Origin of the sequence: Tistrella sp. (genome assembly GCF_002684955.1) — a bacterium.
Classification (GTDB): domain Bacteria; phylum Pseudomonadota; class Alphaproteobacteria; order Tistrellales; family Tistrellaceae; genus Tistrella; species Tistrella mobilis.
Map to the genome: position 1 here is coordinate 190,795 of NZ_NYWI01000036.1, position 17,712 is coordinate 208,506.

Below are 17,712 nucleotides of genomic sequence, written 5' to 3' on the forward strand. Positions count from 1 at the left end.
CGCATCTCCCCTGCGATCTGGCAGCTTCTCAACATTTATTGTCCGGATGCGGTTACCGCTGCAAGCGCCCGGGCGTCTAGCGTGATCGTCAGGGCGCATCCGTGCCCCGATCCGTCAGAGGAGACCCTTCCGTCATGTCCGCTATCCCCGGCGCCGATCTCCGGTTCATAGTTCACGACCTGTCCGCCTTCCCGCTGGTCCGCGCCCGGCCTGATGCCGTGCGGCCCGGCTATGCCGTCGCCTGGGAAGAAGAGATGCAGGCCCTGCTCGACCGCGGCACGCCTTTCGTCGTGATCTTCTCAGGCCCGCAGCCGGAAGAGACGCACGAGGACCGCAGGCGCCGGGCGCTCTGGCTCAAGCGCAGCCGCGAGGTGCTGGGCCTGATCTGCAAGGGCATGATCGTCGTCGAGGAGAGCCGCAGCCGGCGACTGGTGATGGAGGCTCAGGCGCTGATGGCCGAGAAGGCCTTCGGTGTCCCGGCCCGGGTGGTGGCGTCGGAAGCCGGGGTCGAAGAGGCGGCACGCGATCTCCTCGCCCGCGGTTGACGCGGGCGGTCGTCTTGCGAAGTTTGCGAAGATGATGGCAGAAGAATTGCGAAGTTTGCGAATGTGCCGAAACGGCAACCGGGATCATCCCCGCCCAAGCCGGCGGCGAGGATGATCCCGGAGATTGAAGGCGGTCACTCCGCGGCGACGCGGCTTGCCTCCGGCCCGGCATCGAGGCGGGCGAGGAGGCGCTTCTCCTCGACCTCGGCCGTGCGCATGGCGCTTTCCTTGATATGGCCATAGCCGCGGATCTTCTCGGGCACGGCGGCGATGTCGCGGATCAGGTCGCGATTGGCGGTGGTCAGCCGCGGCAGCAGCCCGTCGATCCGGCTGATATAGGCCTCGATCAGCGCCCGTTCGGCCCGGCGCTCGGCCGTGCGGCCGAAGGGATCGAGGGCTGTGCCCCGCAGGCGCTTCATCCGGGCGAGCAGGCGCATGGCGCTGAACATCCACGGACCGAACGTGGTCTTGCGTGGCTTGCCGGTGACCGGATCCGGTTTCGACAGGATCGGCGGCGCCAGATGCAGGGTGATCTTCCGGCCGCCGTCGAGTTCGGCCTTGAGCGCCCTGGCGAAGCTGCCGTCGGTATAGAGCCGGGCGACCTCGTATTCGTCCTTGTAGGCCATGAGCTTATAGAGCGCGCGGGCCACTGCCCTGCTGAGGCGGAGATCGCCGCCGCCCGGCAGAAGGGCGCGCTCTGCCGCCTCCACCCGCTCCACCACCGAGCGGTAGCGGGCGGCATAGGCGGCATCCTGATAGCGCACCAGTTCGTCGGCATAGAAGGCCAGGAGTTCGGGCAGCGGCGCCGTCTCCGGATCGGGCCCGCCTGCCACCTGCGGCAGGGCGGTTTCGGTGGCCGGCTGGTCGAGCCCGGCGGCCCGCAGCACCGCGGCGCGGTCGACGGCAGCCTTGCGGCCCCAGGCGAAGGCCTGCAGGTTCATCGCCACCGCCTGGCCGTTCAGCCGGATCGCCTCGCGCAGCGCTTCCAGCCCCACCGGCACCAGCCCCTTCTGCCAGGCGAGGCCGAGCAGGAACGGGTTGGCATAAAGGCTGTCGCCGAACAGCGCCCGGGCGATGCGCGTGGCATCGATCCGCTCCAGCGCATCCCGGCCGATCGAGGCCTCCACCGCCATCGCGGTCGCGCCGTCGCCCAGCTTCATGTCGGGCTGGATCGCGAAAGAGGCGAGCGGCACGACATGGGTGTTGGCAACGCCGCGGGTGCGGCCGGCGGCATAGGTGGCGCGGGCTTCCGCGCCGGCGGCCACCACCATGTCGGCGGCGATCAGCGCATCGAGCGAGGCCGGCGGCACCCGGCCGCCCGGGGGCGGGGTGGTGACCGGCGCCACCCGGACATGCGAGGTGACGGCACCGTTCTTCTGGGCAAGGCCGGTCTGGTCGAGCACCGAAACCGCCCGGCCTTCGATATGGGCGGCCATGCCGATCAGCGCACCGATGGTGACGATGCCGGTGCCGCCGATGCCGGTGACCAGGATATTGGCCCGGCCGCTTGCGACCGGCGGCACCTTGGGCAGCGGCAGACCTTCATCCGGGGCCGGGCCGTCGCCACCCGCGGCCTTGGGCTTCGGGGCCGCCGCGCGCTTCGCCGGCTTTGCACCGGTCACGGTCACGAAGCTTGGGCAGAAGCCCTCGACGCAGGAGAAATCCTTGTTGCAGCTCGACTGATCGATCTGGCGCTTGCGCCCGAAGGCGGTCTCAAGCGGCTTCACCGACACGCAGTTGGAGGTGGTGCCGCAATCGCCGCAGCCTTCGCAGACCCGGGGATTGATGAAGGCGCGCAGATCCGGATCGGCCATGGTGCCGCGCTTGCGGCGCCGGCGCTTTTCGGCGGCACAGGTCTGGTCGTAGAGCAGCACCGTCACGCCCGGCGTCTCGCGCAGTTCGCGCTGGACCTGGTCCAGCTCGTCGCGCGGGCGGATGGTCACGCCCTCGGCCCAGGGCGTGCCGGCGGGATATTTGTCGGGCTCGTCGGTGACGACCACCACCCGGGCGGCGCCTTCGGCCGAAACCTGGCGGGTGATCTGCCAGGGCAGCAGCTGGCCGTCGACCGGCTGGCCGCCGGTCATGGCGACCGCATCGTTGTAGAGGATCTTGTAGGTGATGTTCACCTTGGCCGCGATCGCTGCGCGGATGGCGAGCAGGCCCGAATGGAAATAGGTGCCGTCGCCCAGATTCTGGAAGATATGGCCGTCCTTCGAGAACGGCGCCTGGCCGATCCAGGCCGCCCCTTCGGCGCCCATATGGCTCCAGAGCGTGGTGCGGCGATTGGGCATGTAGATCGCCATGCCGTGGCAGCCGATGCCGGCCAGCGCGCGGCTGCCCTCGGGCAGTTTCGTCGAGCTGTTATGGGGGCAGCCCGAGCAGAACCAGGGGGAGCGGCCGGGCAGCGGCGGCTCGTTGCCGGCAGAGGCCGCCGCACCCGCGGCGGCACCGCCGCAGGCCGAAGCGAGCGCCCTGGAGGCATCGTCGAGGCCGAAGCGCACGGCGATGGCGCGGGCGATGGCGAGCTGGTCGAGCGCGCCATCCTGGGGGAAGAGCGGCCGGCCTTCGGCATCGGTCTTGCCCGAAAGCCGCGGGCGGTCGGCATCGGGCAGGCCGTAGAGCAGACGGGCGAGCTGTTCCTCGACGATCGCCTTCTTCTCTTCGACCACCAGCACCTCGTCGAGGCCGCGTGCGAAGCGCACGGCGTTGACCGGCTCCAGCGGCCAGACCAGGGCCGGCTTGTAGATGGCGATGCCATGGGCGGCGAGGCGGGCCTCGTCGACGCCCAGCAGGTCGAGCGCCTCCAGCACGTCGCCCCAGGCCTTGCCGACCGCGACGATGCCGAAGCGGCGCCGGGGGGCGTCGTGGGTGACGCGGTCGAGCCCGTTGGCCCGCACCCAGGCCTGGACCATGGGCAGCTTGTGGCGGAACTGCCGGGCTTCCTGGTCGACCGGCGGGTCGGGCCAGCGGATATGATAGCCGCCGGGCGGCGGGGTCACGTCGTCGGGCAGGCGGAAGGCATGGCGCGCCGGATCGATCTCGATCGAGGCCGAGCCTTCGACCGTGTCGGCCAGCGCCTTCACCCCCACCCAGCAGCCCGAGGCGCGGGAGAGGGCGAAACCGGCCAGGATATAGTCGACCAGCTCGCCGATGGTCGCCGGGTTCAGCACCGGCACATGGGCGGCGATCAGCCCGGGTTCGGACTGATGGGCGACGGTGGAGGATTTGGCGGTGTGGTCGTCGCCGAAGACCGCGACCACGCCGCCGACGGGCGCCGTGCCGGCAAGATTGGCGTGCTTGATCGCGTCGCCCGAGCGGTCGACGCCCGGGCCCTTGCCGTACCAGAGGCCGAAGACACCATCCTTGTCGGAGGTGCCGCCGCCGATATGAAGCTGCTGGGTGCCCCAGATCGAGGTTGCGGCCAGGTCTTCGTTCACACCCGGATTGAAGACGATCCCGGCCTTGTCGACATGTTTGCGGGCCTGCCAGAGCGCCTGATCGACGCCGCCCAGCGGCGATCCGCGATAGCCCGAGACGAAGCCGCCGGTGTTCAGCCCGGCCGCACGGTCGCGTTCCGCCTGCAGCAGCAGGGCGCGGACCAGGGCCTGGGTGCCGGTCACATAGATGCGGCCCCGGGGCAGCGTGTACTTGTCGTCGAGCGTCACCCGCGGCGTCGCACCGGTATCCGTGGTCTCGGACCGGGCCTCTGCGGTTCCGGTATCGCTGGTCGCCATCGTCGACCCGTCCTCCCTGGGAGCTTGCAGCCGCGCGGGGAAACGACGAAACGGGCGGCGGGCATTTGCCACCCTGCATCTCTCTTGCGGCCGCTGGCACGGGACCGGCCCGGCACCGGGTATCGGTGCACTGCCTCTTCGGAAGTGGCCGGGCGGGGATCCCATATCAAGGGCATCTCCAGCCATGGGCAGCTCACGACCGGTCCATACATGCCATGGTGATGCGCGGCCGGGCGACGCGTCAAGTACCAGACACCGTTCGAACGCCATGTGGACCGACATACACCGGGGAGTGATCCCACGCGCAGGATATGCATGCCATGGTGGCGCGTGCGGCAGCGACTTGACCCGGGGGGCCGGGGCTCTCATCCTGACCGCCGGACCGGCGAGGCCTGCCGGCGCCTTAATCAACGAACGAACCGCCGGCCCCGATGCCGGCTACCCCTGGGAGGTCGCCCGCCATGTCGCCGCAGTCCGTACCGTCCTTCGTCTTCGAGACCACCCGCAGCATCGTCAGCGAGCCGGGGGCCTGCACCAGGCTCGGCCAGATCATGCGCGATCTCGGGGCGACGCGGGTGCTGGTCGTCACCGACCCCGGGGTGCGGAAGTTCGGTCTGACCGATGCCGCGCTCGAAAGCCTGACCGCCGCCGGGCTGGAACCGGTGATCTTCGACCGCGTGGTCGCCGCCCCGCCGGCCGAGGTGGTCGAGACCGCCGCGGCCGAGGCCCGCGATGCCGGTGTCGACGGCGTGGTCGGCCTGGGCGGCGGCAGTTCGATGGACGTGGCCAAGCTGGTGGCCTTCCTGGTCGCGACCCCTGTCGCCCTGGACACGATCTATGGTGTCGGCAATGCCAAAGGGCGCCGCCTGCCGCTGGTGCAGATCCCGACCACGGCCGGCACCGGTTCCGAGGTGACGCCGATCTCGATCGTCACCACCGGGGCCGCCGAGAAGAAAGGCGTGGTCTCGCCCCTGCTGCTGCCCGATGTGGCGCTGCTGGATGCCGACCTCACGCTCGGCCTGCCGAAGAACGTGACCGCGGCGACCGGCGTCGACGCCATGGTCCATGCGATCGAGGCCTATACCAGCGCGTACAAGAAGAACCCGCTGTCGGATGTGCTGGCGCGCGAGGCCCTGCGCCTGCTGGGCGGCGCCATCCGCCGCGCCTGCACCGATGGCCGCGACCGTGCCGCCCGTGCCGACATGATGCTGGGGGCCCTGCTGGCGGGCCAGGCCTTCGCCAATGCCCCGGTCGCCGCGGTCCATGCGCTCGCCTACCCGCTGGGCGGCCATTTCCACGTGCCGCACGGGCTGTCGAACTCGCTGGTGCTGCCGCATGTGCTGCGCTTCAATCTGGAGAGCGAGACGGCGGCGCGGGCCTATGGCGAGCTGGCGCCGATCGTTTTCCCCGATCTCGATCGGGCAGGCGGTGACAAAGCGGTCTCGGCCCGGTTCGCCGATGCGCTGGCGGGGCTGACCGAAGAGCTTGGGCTGGAAACCCGGCTGGCCCAGGTCGGCGTCGGCCATAATCACCTGCCGCTTCTGGCCGAGGATGCGATGAAGCAGACCCGGCTGCTGGTCAACAACCCGCGCGAGGTGACGCTCGACGATGCCCGCGCGATCTATGAGGCAGCGCTCTGACATGACGGATGATGCAGCCCCGCTTACCCTGATCGGATCGCCGGGCTGTGGCTCGGCGATCGTCGAGATGGCGCTCGCTCTGCTGGGGCTGCCCCATGTCCTTGAGGATCTGCCCTATCGGGAGCCCGGGCCCGGCCGCGACCGGCTGCTGGCGCTCAATCCCACCGGCAAGGTGCCGGTGCTGGTGATCCCCGGCGCCGCACCGGATGGCGGCGATCTGGTGATGACCGAGAGTGCCGCCATCCTGCTTCATCTGGCCGATCTGGCCGGCCCGCGCGGGGCGGAACTGGTGCCGGCGGCGGGCGATCCGCTCCGGCCCGTCTTCCTGCGCTGGCTGGTCTTCCTGGTCGCCGAGATCTATCCGGCGGTCACCGTGCCCGAACATGCCGACGATACCGGGCTGGCAGGCGAACCGCTCGCCGGTTTCCGTGCCGGCATGCAGGTGCGGCGCGACGGGTTGTGGCGGATGCTCGAAGCCGCGGCCGACCCCGCCGGGCCCTGGTTCCTGGGCAGTCGCTTCTCCGCCATCGACCTCTATCTGGCCGTGATGAGCGCCTGGGCCGGCGGGCGTGCCCGCTTTGCCCGGGTGACCCCGCATCTGGGCGCCATTGCCGGCAGGGCCCGGGCCTTGCCCCGGGTCGCGGCGGTGCTCGCCCGCCATGGCGATATCCAAGACCCGCTCCAGGACGGAGAGACCGCATGACCATGCCGGCCCGCGGCACCCGCGCCGACTACCGCCATTTCCTGTCGATCACCACCCGCTGGATGGACAACGACGTCTATGGCCATGTGAACAACGTGGTCTATTACAGCTATTTCGACACTGTGGTGAACGAGTATCTGATTCGCCGCGACGCGCTCGACATCCATGGCGGCAACGTCATCGGCCTGGTCGTCGAAAGCGCCTGCCGTTACATGGCCTCGCTCGCCTTCCCCGAGCCGGTGACCGCCGGCCTGCGCGTCGGCCGGCTCGGCAACAGCTCGGTCGCCTACGAGATCGCGCTGTTCGACGGCGATGCCGATCTGGCGGCCGCCGAAGGCCGCTTCGTGCATGTCTATGTCGACCGCAACACCCGCCGGCCGGTGCCGCTGCCGCCGGCGCTCAGGGCCGCGCTCGAACCGCTGGTGGTGGGCTGATGTCCGAAGGTGCGGCCGGCGGCGGCATCCCGTTCTGGAAGGCGAAGCCGCTCGACCGGTTGAGCGGCGAGGAATGGGATGCCCTCTGCGACGGCTGCGGCAAGTGCTGCCTGGTCAAGATGGAGGACGAGGACACCGGGGCGGTACTCTCGACCGATGTCGCCTGCCGTCTGCTCGACTGCGACAGCTGCCGCTGCCGCGACTATCCCAACCGCAAGGCCATCGTGCCCGATTGCGTGGTGCTGACGCCCGACAATCTGGGCGCGCTCGACTGGATGCCGGCCACCTGCGCCTATCGGCTGGTGGCGGAAGGCCGCGATCTGCCCTGGTGGCATCCGCTGGTCTCGGGCGATCCGGGATCCGTCCGCCGCGCCGGGGTCGGCGCCCATGGCCGGGTGGTCTCGGAAGAGACGGTGGACGAAGACCGACTGTTCGACCGGGTCGCCTCCTGGCCCGATTAATTCCGCAGCGCGGACACCGGGGCCGCCGTCTTGACCGTTGCGATGCGGGGGCGTTCGATGGTCGCAACCATGACGCCGCGCAGAACGCGGCACCGGAGGACCGCCAGACCATGCGCCGCCAGACTTTGACCGACCATATCCGCGACAACGCCGACGCCTTCCAGAACATCAGCGACGCCATCCGCGCCCATGCCGCCGAACGGCCCGGCGCACCGGCTGTCGAGGACGAGACCACCGCCCTCGACTGGCGGGGCTTCGATGCCCGGATCGATGCCATCACCGCCGCCCTTCAGCAGGACGGGATCGGTCGCGGCGACAAGGTCGCGATGCTGGCCCGCAATGCGGTCGACGTGCTGGCGCTCTATATGGCGACCTTGCGGGCCGGCGCCTGCGCGGTGCCGCTCTCGACGCTGGCGAGTGCCGAACAGCTGGCGGCGATGGTGCAGGATTCCGGCGCCCGCCTGCTGGCGGTGGATGCCTATTCCCTGCCGCTGATCGAACCGGCGCTGGACCGGCTGGGCGATGTCAGGCTGATCGGCTTCGACATGGCGCCCGGCAGCGAGTGGCCCGGTGGTAACTGGACCGGCTTTGCCGACTGGCTGGCCTCTGCCCCCGCCACGCCTGCCCCGGTGGCGATCGAGGCGCTCGACCTCTTCAACATCATCTACAGCTCGGGCACCACCGGGGTGCCCAAGGGCATCGTCCACAGCCATCAGATGCGTGGTGCGCAGACCCGGCGCATCCAGACCATGGGCTTCGGGCCCGACACCGTGTCGATCGTCTCGACCCCGATCTATTCCAACACCACGCTGGCCGCCCTGCTGCCGACGGTGCTGTTCGGCGGGCTTGCGGTGCTGATGGCCAAATTCGATGCCGGCCGCTTCCTGGAACTGGCCGAGGCGAAGCGGGCGACCCATGCCATGCTGGTGCCGGTGCAGTATACCCGCATCCTCGACCATCCGGATTTCGACCGCCGCGACCTGTCGTCCTTCCAGATGAAGCTGTCGACCAGCGCGCCGCTCAGGGCCGAGGTGAAGCGCGAGATCGCCCGGCGCTGGCCCGGCGGCATGATCGAGATCTACGGCCTGACCGAGGGCGGCATCTCGTGCCTGCTCGACGTCATCGCCTATCCCGACAAGCTCGATACCGTGGGCCGCCCCTCGGCCGGTGCCGAGATCCTGGTGATCGACGAAGAGGGGCGGGAACTGCCCCCGGGGCAGATCGGTGAACTGGTCGGCCGTGGTCCCGCGATGATGAGCGGCTACCACAACCTGGACGAGAAGACCGAGGAAATGCTCTGGCATGATGCCGAGGGCCGGGTGTTCTTCCGCTCGGGCGATATGGGGGCGATCGACGAGGACGGCTTCGTCCGCCTGCTCGACCGGCGCAAGGACATGATCATCTCGGGCGGCTTCAACATCTATGCGGTCGATCTGGAGGCGGTGCTCTTCGCCCATCCGGCCGTGGCCGATGCCGCGGTGATCGGCGTGCCCAGCCGGGACTGGGGCGAAACCCCGCTCGGACTGGTGGTTCTGAAGCCGGGACAGCAGGCGACTGCCGAGGAGATCCGCGCCTGGGCCAATGAGCGGCTGGGCAAGGCACAGCGGCTGTCGGCGGTGGAACTGCGCGACGAACTGCCGCGCAGCCCGATCGGCAAGGTGCTGAAGCGCGAACTGCGCGAGCCCTATAAACAGGCCTTCGAGGCCCGCGCCGCCGTCTGACCCGGCCCCCTTTCCCGCAATATGCGCCTCTCCCTTAACGGTTGTTCCGGTGGACGCGCCGTCTGAGTCATCATTCTGCCATCGGGCGATCGCTCTTGATGGGAGGGAGAGGGCGATACGGTGCCGCCACTCGGATGGAGAGGGTGCATGCGGAGGGTGTTGACGGTCAGGGGCACGCTGTTTGCCGTGCTTGGCCTGTTGGGTGTGGTCGCGGTCCTGGTGGCGATGAACGGGCAGCGTGCCCTGGTTCGGGCGGATGCCGCGCTCGAGCGGGTCTATATCGACAGGGTGATGCCGTTGCAGGCGCTGAAGGCGATTTCGGATGCCTATGCGGTGTCCATCGTCGATGCAGCGCACAAGCTCCGGAACGGCAATGCCGATCGTGCGACGACAGCCGCATCGATCGATGCCGCGCGTGGGCAGATCGCTGCCCGCTGGGCGGAATACCGTGCGGGGTTGTCCGGCGGAGAGGAGGCGGAGCTGGCCGGTGCGGCCGACCGGCTGATGCGCGCCGCCGATGTGGAAGTCGGCCGTCTGGCGGCGATCGTGGCCGCAGGCGACACCGCCGGTCTCGATCGTTTCGTACGCGACACACTGTATGCGGCGATCGATCCGGTGACGGCCTCGATCGATCGCCTGATCGGCGTTCAGGTCAGGTCGGCAGACACCGTCTACCGCCAGGCGCATGATGCACAGGCGGATGCCGAACTGTCGTCTCTGGCCCTGATCGTTCTGGCGCTGGTCTCAACGCTTGCCGGCATGCTGCTGGTGGCCTATCGGGTGATCCGGCCCTTCAACCGGCTGACCGGCACGGTTGCCGCCATTGCCGGTGGCGCGCTGGACGCCGAGGTTCCGGCGACGGCCCGGCATGATGAAATCGGTGCCCTGGCCCGGGCGGTTCTGGTGCTGCGCAACGGCAGCGCCGAGGCGGCGCGGCTTCGTGGCGAGCAGGAGAGCCGCCGCCGTCAGGCCGAGCAGGAACGGCGGGCCCAGCTGGCCGAGCTGGCTGCACGGTTCGAAGCAAGCGTCGGCGGGGCGATGGAGGTCGTGGCCGGCGCGGCTTCGCGCATGACGGTGGTTGCTGGCAATGTCGCCGAAGCGGCCCGCCGCACCGATGCCCAGGCCGGCGCCGCGTCGGCGGGGGCAGAGCGTGCGGCCAGCCATGTGGAAACGGCGGCGGCGGCGGCCGAGGAATTGTCGGCCTCGATCCGCGAGGTTGCAGGGCAGGTCGGGCGGGCTGCGGTGACCGCCGCACAGGCGGTTAGCGAAGCCGATGCCACCGAAGCACGCGTCCGCGACCTGGTCGAGGCGTCGGCACGCATCGACGACGTGGTCGCCCTGATCTCGGACATCGCGGCCCGGACCAATCTGCTCGCCCTCAATGCGACGATCGAGGCGGCGCGCGCCGGCGAGGCGGGCAAGGGCTTCGCGGTCGTTGCCGGTGAAGTGAAATCGCTGGCCAACCAGACTGCGCGGGCGACCGGCGAGATCGGCGGGCAGATCGGTGCCATTCAATCCGCGGCCACGGCCATGGTCGAGGCGATGCATCGCATCGGCAGCGTGGTTCGTGACATTCAGGGCATGTCGGCGGCCGTCGCCGCGGCGGCAGAGGAGCAGGCCACCGCCACGGCGGACATCACTCGTACGGTGGTCGAGGCCGCCCGGGCGGCAGGCGACGTGTCGACCAATGCCCGTGGGGTCGGCCGCGACGCAACCGAAACCGGCACCAGTGCCGCAGCCCTGCTCGACGGCGCACGCGAGGTGGACGGACAGACCAATCGGCTGAAGGGGGAGGTGGCCGGATTCCTGCGGCAGATCCGCGCCGGGTGATCAGGCCGTTTCGATCCGGCCTTCCATGGCGTCCATCAGGATCTCCACCGCTTCCCGCGCCGACTGGCCCTCGCGCAGGCCCAGCGCATGGGCCCGGCGGTTGACCCGGCTGACGAGGCCGTCTTCGTAGGTAGAGGCGGCCTCGCCGATCCGGGCGGTGTTGCAACTGACCACGAAGCCGGCGATGGCCCGGGCGTCGAGCGCGGGCAGACGGGTGGTGCCGGCCTCGTCGATGCCGATGCCGGCATCGTTGTAGCCGGCCGCGAAGGCGTCGGTCTTGAGCGCATTCCAGGTGTCGCCGCCGATCAGCCCGCCATGGCTGCCGGTGATGACCACCTGGCCGGCGTCTTCGGCCTTCACCAGGGCGGCGCTGTCGATCAGCACGATCCGCGGCCCCAGCGGCCCGCGCGGGGTCAGTTCCCGGCGTGCTTCGGCATAGGGGGCCGGCCGGTCGAAGGGCGGGGTGGCGGCGGCCAGGCGTTCGGCCGCCTCGGCGCAGCTCTGGCCGGGCTCGACCCCGGCTGCGATCGCGGCGACATTGGCATGAGAGATGCGACCGCGCGCCATCATGTCGCGGCCGTCGCCGATCCGGGCGCTGTCGTGGGAGACGGTGGCGGCGGCGAGGCCGATTTTCTGGGCCAGATCCAGCCCGCCGATCCCGGCGCGATCCAGGCCGAGCCCGGCATCGTTCAGGATCACCCCCCTGACCTTCGACACCGCCGCCAGATAGGCGGCATAGACGCCGCCATGGCTGGCGGCCACCAGCACCGCCCCTTCCGCCTCGGGCCCCAGGCGGGTGACGCTGTCGGCCACGATCGGCCTGGTGGCGGCAGAAGGCGGTGTGGTCGTGTCGGCCATGCACGTTTCTCCCTGTCGTCCGGCCGGTGTCGCGGCGCGCCCGGCTTCGTGATCTTCGCTTCGGCCATCATGCCCGGCGGTCGTGCATCCGTCGAGGTCGCGGCACCATGATACGGACCCGGCGCGGCCGGATGCAGCCGGCATCCATGCGACAGAAGATCCATTATATGGAACAGACGGCCTGACCTCTTGTGCTGACAGGGCAATCGGTATGGCGTCCTTTTCGGACGGCCTTGAAAGAAACGACGTGGTCGGGTCCAAATATTGGACCTGGATTTGACAGCTCTCGATCACCGCCGTTATCGTCGTTGCGTCGGCGAGGCACCGGACAAGGTGCCACGATCCAAGAATGCGAGCCCGGGCCATCCGAGGCCGGGCAAGACGCAACCGACGGCGGGACAGGGAGGAAAGGTCGGCTCATGACCGGCGGGCAGCACGGCGCCCCAGCGGCGACCGCGAGCAATCACGACATTCCGCGCCTTACGGCGCTCCACGGGCTGATGGCCCGCATCCGCGCCTTCGAGCGCGCGGCCGAGACCGGGCAGAACCGCGGCCTGGTGCTGGGGGCGGTGCATCTGTCGATCGGCCAGGAGGCGGTGGCCGCGGGCGTCTGTGCGCAGCTGCGCCGCGACGACCTGCTGCTGTCCACCCATCGCGGCCATGGCCATACCCTGGCCAAGGGTGCCGATGCCCGCGCCATGATGCTGGAGCTGCTGGGCAAGGCCGGCGGCACGTCCGACGGCCGCGGCGGGTCGATGCATATCGCCGATTTCTCGGTCGGCATGCTGGGGGCGAATGGTGTCGTCTCCGCCAATATCCCGATCGCGGTGGGCGCCGCCCAGGCGATCCGGCTGAAGGGCGGTGACCAGGTCGTGGTCTGCCTGTTCGGCGACGGCGCGATCAATCGCGGCCCCTTCATGGAAGGTCTGAACTGGGCCAAGGTCTTCAACCTGCCGGTGCTGTTCGTGTGCGAGGACAATGGCTGGTCGGCGACCACCCGCACCTCGACCCTGACGGCCGGCGAAGGTGCCGCCGCCCGCGCCCGCTCCATGGACGTGACCGCGATCGAGATCGACGGCAACGATCTGGTGGCGGTGGACGAGGCGACCCGCGATGCCGTCGCCCGGCTGCGGGCCGGCGAGGGCCCGATCCTGATCCATGCCCGCACCTACCGGCTGCTGGGCCATACCGCTTCCGATCCGGCGGGTTATCGCCCGGCGGGCGAGGCCGAAGGCCGCTGGTCCGGCGATCCGATGCGCCGCAACCGCGCCCTGCTGGAAGCCGCAGGCGTGCCCGCGGCCGAACTCGACGCGCTGGAACAGGCGGCGACCGACGAGATGACCGCAGCGCTGGATGCGGCCGAGGCGGCCCCCTGGGCGCCCGCGGCGCTGGCGCTCGAGGATGTGCAGGATGCCGGTGCGCCGGCGCGCTTCTGGACCCGGGAAGGCTGAGACCCATGGCCGACATCACCTATCTCGAAGCCGGCCGGCTGGCGCTTGCCGAGGAAATGGACCGCGACCCGCTGGTCTGGGCGCTGGGCGAGGATCTGGGCCGCGGCGGCGTGTTCAAGCAGTATGACGGTCTGCAGGCCCGTTTCGGCGCGAACCGCATCGTCGACACCCCGATTTCGGAATCGACCATCATGGGCGCTGCCGTCGGTGCTGCGATGAGCGGCACCCGGCCGGTGGTCGAGATGCGCTTTTCCGATTTCGCGCTCTGCGCCGTCGACGAACTGGTCAATCAGGCGGCCAAGGCCCGCTACATGTTCGGCGGCCAGACCCGCGTGCCGCTGGTGGTGCGCGAGCCGATCGGCATGTGGCGGTCATCCGCCGCCCAGCACTCGCAGTCGCTGGAAGCCTGGTACGCCCATATCCCCGGCCTGGTGGTGACCGTGCCGGCGACGCCGGCCGACAATTACGCCCTGCTCAAGGCGGCGATCCGTTCCGACGATCCGGTCGTGCATATGGAGCACAAGAACCTCTGGGCCCTGAGCGGCCCCGCGGCGGAAAGCGATGCGCCGGCCGAATTCGGCCGGGGGATCGTGCGCCGGGCCGGCACCGACATCACCCTGGTGACCTGGTCGGCGACGGTCTGGACGGCGCTGGATGCCGCCGCGGCGCTGGGGGTGGAGGGGATCAATGTCGAGGTGATCGACCTGCGCACCCTCTGGCCCTGGGACCGGGAACTGGTGCTGGAAAGCGTGTCCCGCCCCCGCCGCGCCCTGGTGGTGCACGAGGCGGTGCAGGCCGGCGGCTTCGGTGCCGAGATCGCGGCGACCATCGCCGAGGAACTGCATCACCGTCTGGAGGGGCCGGTCCGGCGCCTGGGTGCGCCGCGCGCGCCGGTGCCCTATGCCCCGCCGATGGAATCCGAACTCAAGATCACCGCCGGCGATGTCTGCAAGGCGGTGAAGGTGGCCCTGGGGCGCTGATCCCCTGGCCGCCGCCATTGACGACCACCGATCGGAAAACGCGACGCGCGTCACACGTTGCGGCTTTCCCAAAGGCGCAAAGAACGCCGAGAATGGAGACCGTGGCGGGTGCGGCCGGGATCCGCACCCGCGACCGAAAAGATCCTAGGGAGGAAACGAAGCGATGATGATGCGTGTCTTCAAGGCGGCTGCCGGCGCGGTCGCGGCCGCGGCGCTGCTGGCCACGGCCCTGAGCGGTGCCCAGGCGGCCGACTACAAGGAAGAATACAAGGTCTCGACCGTCGTGCCGGCGCCGTTCCCGTGGGGCCTGGCCGCCGAGAAGTGGGTCGAACTGGTCCGCGAGCGCTCGGACGGGCGGATCAACATGAAGGTCTATCCCGGCGCGCAGCTGGTCTCGGGCGACCAGACCAAAGAATTCTCGGCGATGCGCCAGGGCATCATCGACATGGCCGTCGGCTCGACCATCAACTGGTCGCCGCAGGTCAAGGAACTGAACATCTTCTCGATGCCGTTCCTGATGCCGGATCATGCCGCGATCGACGCCCTGACCCAGGGCCCGGTCGGCAAGGAGCTGTTCGACATCATCGAAAAGCGTGGCGTGGTGCCGCTCGGCTGGGCCGAAAACGGCTTCCGCGAGCTCACCAACTCCAAGCGTGACATCAAGACCCCGGCGGATCTGAACGGCCTGAAGATCCGCGTGGTCGGCTCGCCGCTCTATCTGGATACCTTCACCGCCCTGGGTGCCAACCCCACCCAGATGAGCTGGGCGGATGCCCAGCCGGCACTGGCGACCGGCGCGGTCGACGGCCAGGAGAACCCGCTCAGCATCTTCACCGTCGCCAAGCTGCAGAATGTCGGCCAGAAGCACGTCACCCTCTGGGGCTATGTCGCCGACCCGCTGATCTTCGGCGTCAGCAAGCGGGTCTGGGACACCTTCACCCCTGAGGATCAGGACCTGCTGCGCAAGGCCGCCCAGGATGCCGGCGCCTATGGCATCCAGATCGCCCGCAAGGGCATCACCGCCCAGGACGATTCGACCCTGAAAGAGATCGAGGGCCTGGGCGTGACCATCACCCGGCTGTCGGATGCCGAGCGTCAGGCCTTCGTCGACGCCACCCGCGGCGTCTACGAGAAGTGGGCGAAGGAGATCGGCCCCGAGCTGGTGAAGACGGCGGAAGAGTCGGTCGCCAACCGCAAGAAGTGAGCCTCTGCCGGGGCGGCCTCGGCGCCGCCCCGGGCCTCACCCGGCGGCCTTCTGCCGATGCGGGCGTCCTGGACGCCCGCCCCTCACAGCCTTCAACCGGGGAACGACTGCCGTGGCCTCCAGCCCCGAGCATGACGACGTGCCGGAAGCGGTCCGCGAGGTCGACCGCCCGGTCGTCAGCGGTCGTATCGAAGAATTCATTGCCGCCCTCGCGATGGCCGGAATCTGCGTGATCAGTTTCGGCAATGTCGTGGTGCGCTACGTCACCAACGCCTCCTTCGCCGCCACCGAGGAACTCTCGATCTTCCTGCTGGTGGTGATGACCATGGTGGGGGCCTCGCTCGCCTTCATCCGCGGCGGGCATATCCGGATCACCGCCATCGTCGACCGCCTGCCCCGCCGGCCGCGCATGGGCCTGATCATGCTCACCCATCTGCTGACCATGATCATGTTCGCCCTGGTCGCCTGGTATGGCTGGCTGCTGACCCTGGACGAGATGGAATACGGCGAAACCTCGCCGGCGCTCGGCTATCCGAGCTGGATCTACACCATCTGGCTGCCGCTGGTCTCGGTGGCGATCATCCTGCGTGTCATCGGCCGTGCCCACAGGGAATGGCGGGCCTTCCGCACCCACGAGACCGCCATCGACATCGCCACCGGCGACGATGTGCTGCCGGGGGATGCGGCGGATCTTACCGGGCCCAAGCGGGGGACGAGCCTCTGATGCTGACCGCAAACGTCTTCCTTATCGGCGCCTTTCTGCTGCTCCTGCTGCTGGGCACGCCGATCGCCGTGGCGCTCGGCCTCTCGGGTGTCGCCGGCATCCTGACCGGGCTCGACCAGTACGCGCTCGGCACCGTCGGTACCAACACCTATAACAGCATCGCGAAATACCCGCTGATCGCGATCCCGCTCTTCGTGCTGACGGGTGTGATCTTTGAACGCTCGGGCGTCGCCCGGCGCCTGGTCGAATTCGCCGCCTATTTCGTCGGCCCCCGCCGGGGTGGTCTCGCCGTCGTCGCCATTCTGGTCTGCATGATCATGGGCGGCATGGCGGGGTCGGGTCCCGCGGATGCGGCCGCGGTCGCGACGGTGATGATCCCCAGCATGCGGCGCGTCGGTTATCCGGCCGCCTTCTCAGCCAGCGTGATTGCGTCGGCCGCCTCGACCGCCATCCTCATCCCGCCCTCGATCGCGCTGATCGTCTATGGCGTGATGGTGCCGGGAACCGATATCCGCGCGCTCTTCGCGGCCGGCCTGATCCCGGGCATCCTGTCGGGGCTGTTCATCGCCATCCCCACCCTGATCATCTCGCGCCGTCAGGGCTTCGGTGCCGCCGAAGCCGGCGAGCAGGGGCCGCGCCGTCGCTTCCTGGACGTCTTCATCCAGGCGCTGCCGGGGCTGATGGCACCGGTGATCATCCTGGGCGGCCTGCGCACCGGCCTGTTCACCCCCACCGAGACCGCGGTCGTCGCCGTGTTCTACGGCATCTTCATCGGCCTCTTCGTCTACCGGGAACTGAAGCTCCGCGACATCTACAAGGCGCTGGCCGAAAGTGCCGAAACCTCGGCGGTGATCATGCTGATCATCGCGCTGGCCGGCATCTTCGCCTGGGCCGGCGGCACGCTCGGCGCCTTCGACAGCGCAGCCCGCGGTCTGCTGGACCTCACCGACAACGGCTGGGTCATTCTGGGCATGATCATGGTGATCCTGCTCTTCGCCGGCATGGTGCTGGATGGGGTGTCGATCTATCTGATCACCCTGCCGCTGATCGTGCCGATCGCCCAGACCTATGACTGGAACCTCACCTGGCTGGGCGTGCTGATGGCGATGAACATCGCGATCGGCCAGTTCACGCCGCCGGTTGCCGTGAACCTGATCGTGACCGCCCGCATCGCCAAGGTGCCGATCGAAGAGACGGTGCCCTGGGTGATCTGGATGGTGCTGGCCATGGTGCTGCTGCTCGCCCTGCTGATGGCGGTGCCGGACCTTGCCCTCTGGCTGCCGAAAACCCTGGGCTACGTCGTCTGACACAGCCCGTCTGAGCCACGAACCCTTCCGACACCTCCGGCCCACGGGCTGCGCCTCCCCCAGGCGCGGCCCGACGGGTGGGGTGTGCTCTGATCCCCACCGATCCCATCGGTTTTCCCG

Annotated in this window: 13 protein-coding genes and 1 pseudogene; 12 read left to right on the plus strand and 2 right to left on the minus strand. The window is 69.3% G+C overall.

Translation table 11 applies throughout. The features are described 5' to 3' along the window. The first annotated feature begins 134 nt into the window (after positions 1–134). The gene (locus tag CMO28_RS13315) at positions 135–545 is read left to right on the plus strand and encodes a hypothetical protein (protein ID WP_062768777.1); all 411 of its coding nucleotides are present in this window, start codon (positions 135–137) and stop codon (positions 543–545) included. Between the two features lie 134 nt (positions 546–679). Here the strand turns inward: CMO28_RS13315 and CMO28_RS13320 are convergent, their stop codons facing one another. Continuing rightward, the gene (locus CMO28_RS13320; protein ID WP_296714193.1) at positions 680–4,279 is read right to left on the minus strand and encodes an indolepyruvate ferredoxin oxidoreductase family protein; all 3,600 of its coding nucleotides are present in this window, start codon (positions 4,277–4,279) and stop codon (positions 680–682) included. Positions 4,280–4,740: 461 nt separating this feature from the next. Here CMO28_RS13320 and CMO28_RS13325 point away from each other — a divergent pair, with 461 nt between their 5' ends. From CMO28_RS13325 to CMO28_RS13350, 6 genes and pseudogenes are all read left to right on the plus strand, one after another. Beyond that, positions 4,741–5,919 carry an iron-containing alcohol dehydrogenase gene (locus CMO28_RS13325; protein ID WP_296714195.1) on the plus strand — a complete coding sequence of 393 codons (1,179 nt, stop codon included), beginning with the start codon at positions 4,741–4,743 and terminating at the stop codon, positions 5,917–5,919. Position 5,920: 1 nt separating this feature from the next. Further along, the gene (locus CMO28_RS13330; RefSeq protein WP_296714197.1) at positions 5,921–6,622 is read left to right on the plus strand and encodes a glutathione S-transferase family protein; all 702 of its coding nucleotides are present in this window, start codon (positions 5,921–5,923) and stop codon (positions 6,620–6,622) included. Continuing rightward, a complete protein-coding gene (locus tag CMO28_RS13335; RefSeq protein WP_296714199.1) occupies positions 6,619–7,056 on the plus strand; it encodes an acyl-CoA thioesterase in 438 nt (145 codons plus the stop codon). The genes CMO28_RS13330 and CMO28_RS13335 overlap by 4 nt, the downstream gene beginning before the upstream one ends. Then, a pseudogene (locus CMO28_RS13340) lies at positions 7,056–7,546 on the plus strand (YcgN family cysteine cluster protein); the annotation flags it as partial. The gene CMO28_RS13335 and the pseudogene CMO28_RS13340, both read left to right, overlap by 1 nt. 81 nt (positions 7,547–7,627) lie before the next feature. Further along, positions 7,628–9,238: a class I adenylate-forming enzyme family protein gene (locus CMO28_RS13345; protein ID WP_296714203.1), complete on the plus strand. Its 1,611-nt coding sequence runs from the start codon at positions 7,628–7,630 to the stop codon at positions 9,236–9,238. A gap of 147 nt (positions 9,239–9,385) precedes the next feature. After that, positions 9,386–11,068, plus strand: coding sequence for a methyl-accepting chemotaxis protein (locus tag CMO28_RS13350; RefSeq protein ID WP_296714205.1), 1,683 nt, complete (start codon positions 9,386–9,388; stop codon positions 11,066–11,068). On the opposite strand, the gene CMO28_RS13355 is transcribed toward CMO28_RS13350, so the two are convergent. Next, the gene (locus tag CMO28_RS13355) at positions 11,069–11,926 is read right to left on the minus strand and encodes a hypothetical protein (RefSeq protein ID WP_296714206.1); all 858 of its coding nucleotides are present in this window, start codon (positions 11,924–11,926) and stop codon (positions 11,069–11,071) included. A 419-nt stretch (positions 11,927–12,345) separates the two neighbouring features. Between CMO28_RS13355 and CMO28_RS13360 the strand changes: the two genes are divergently transcribed. The 5 genes from CMO28_RS13360 to CMO28_RS13380 all read left to right on the plus strand — a co-directional run bounded on the left by CMO28_RS13360 (position 12,346) and on the right by CMO28_RS13380 (position 17,592). Continuing rightward, positions 12,346–13,377 (plus strand): thiamine pyrophosphate-dependent dehydrogenase E1 component subunit alpha, encoded by a 1,032-nt coding sequence (locus CMO28_RS13360; protein WP_296714208.1) that lies wholly within the window; start codon positions 12,346–12,348, stop codon positions 13,375–13,377. A gap of 5 nt (positions 13,378–13,382) precedes the next feature. Continuing rightward, the gene (locus CMO28_RS13365; protein ID WP_296714210.1) at positions 13,383–14,357 is read left to right on the plus strand and encodes an alpha-ketoacid dehydrogenase subunit beta; all 975 of its coding nucleotides are present in this window, start codon (positions 13,383–13,385) and stop codon (positions 14,355–14,357) included. A gap of 163 nt (positions 14,358–14,520) precedes the next feature. Beyond that, on the plus strand, positions 14,521–15,561 hold the full coding sequence (locus CMO28_RS13370; protein WP_296714211.1) for a DctP family TRAP transporter solute-binding subunit: 1,041 nt from the start codon (positions 14,521–14,523) through the stop codon (positions 15,559–15,561). 112 nt (positions 15,562–15,673) lie between these two features. Then, entirely contained in the window at positions 15,674–16,285 is a 612-nt protein-coding gene (locus tag CMO28_RS13375; RefSeq protein WP_296714213.1) for a TRAP transporter small permease, read from the plus strand. Between the two features lie 2 nt (positions 16,286–16,287). Next, positions 16,288–17,592 carry a TRAP transporter large permease gene (locus CMO28_RS13380; protein WP_322111348.1) on the plus strand — a complete coding sequence of 435 codons (1,305 nt, stop codon included), beginning with the start codon at positions 16,288–16,290 and terminating at the stop codon, positions 17,590–17,592. The last annotated feature ends 120 nt before the right edge of the window (positions 17,593–17,712 follow it).

Excerpts from the sequence above, each read along its gene's own strand:
- CMO28_RS13345 (WP_296714203.1), top strand. The coding sequence starts at position 7,628 with ATGCGCCGCCAGACTTTGACCGACCATATCCGCGACAACGCCGACGCC.
- CMO28_RS13320 (WP_296714193.1), bottom strand. The coding sequence starts at position 4,279 with ATGGCGACCAGCGATACCGGAACCGCAGAGGCCCGGTCCGAGACCACG.
- CMO28_RS13335 (WP_296714199.1), top strand. The coding sequence starts at position 6,619 with ATGACCATGCCGGCCCGCGGCACCCGCGCCGACTACCGCCATTTCCTG.
- CMO28_RS13355 (WP_296714206.1), bottom strand. The coding sequence starts at position 11,926 with ATGGCCGACACGACCACACCGCCTTCTGCCGCCACCAGGCCGATCGTG.
- CMO28_RS13325 (WP_296714195.1), top strand. The coding sequence starts at position 4,741 with ATGTCGCCGCAGTCCGTACCGTCCTTCGTCTTCGAGACCACCCGCAGC.
- CMO28_RS13315 (WP_062768777.1), top strand. The coding sequence starts at position 135 with ATGTCCGCTATCCCCGGCGCCGATCTCCGGTTCATAGTTCACGACCTG.
- CMO28_RS13370 (WP_296714211.1), top strand. The coding sequence starts at position 14,521 with ATGATGATGCGTGTCTTCAAGGCGGCTGCCGGCGCGGTCGCGGCCGCG.
- CMO28_RS13365 (WP_296714210.1), top strand. The coding sequence starts at position 13,383 with ATGGCCGACATCACCTATCTCGAAGCCGGCCGGCTGGCGCTTGCCGAG.
- CMO28_RS13350 (WP_296714205.1), top strand. The coding sequence starts at position 9,386 with ATGCGGAGGGTGTTGACGGTCAGGGGCACGCTGTTTGCCGTGCTTGGC.
- CMO28_RS13360 (WP_296714208.1), top strand. The coding sequence starts at position 12,346 with ATGACCGGCGGGCAGCACGGCGCCCCAGCGGCGACCGCGAGCAATCAC.
- CMO28_RS13330 (WP_296714197.1), top strand. The coding sequence starts at position 5,921 with ATGACGGATGATGCAGCCCCGCTTACCCTGATCGGATCGCCGGGCTGT.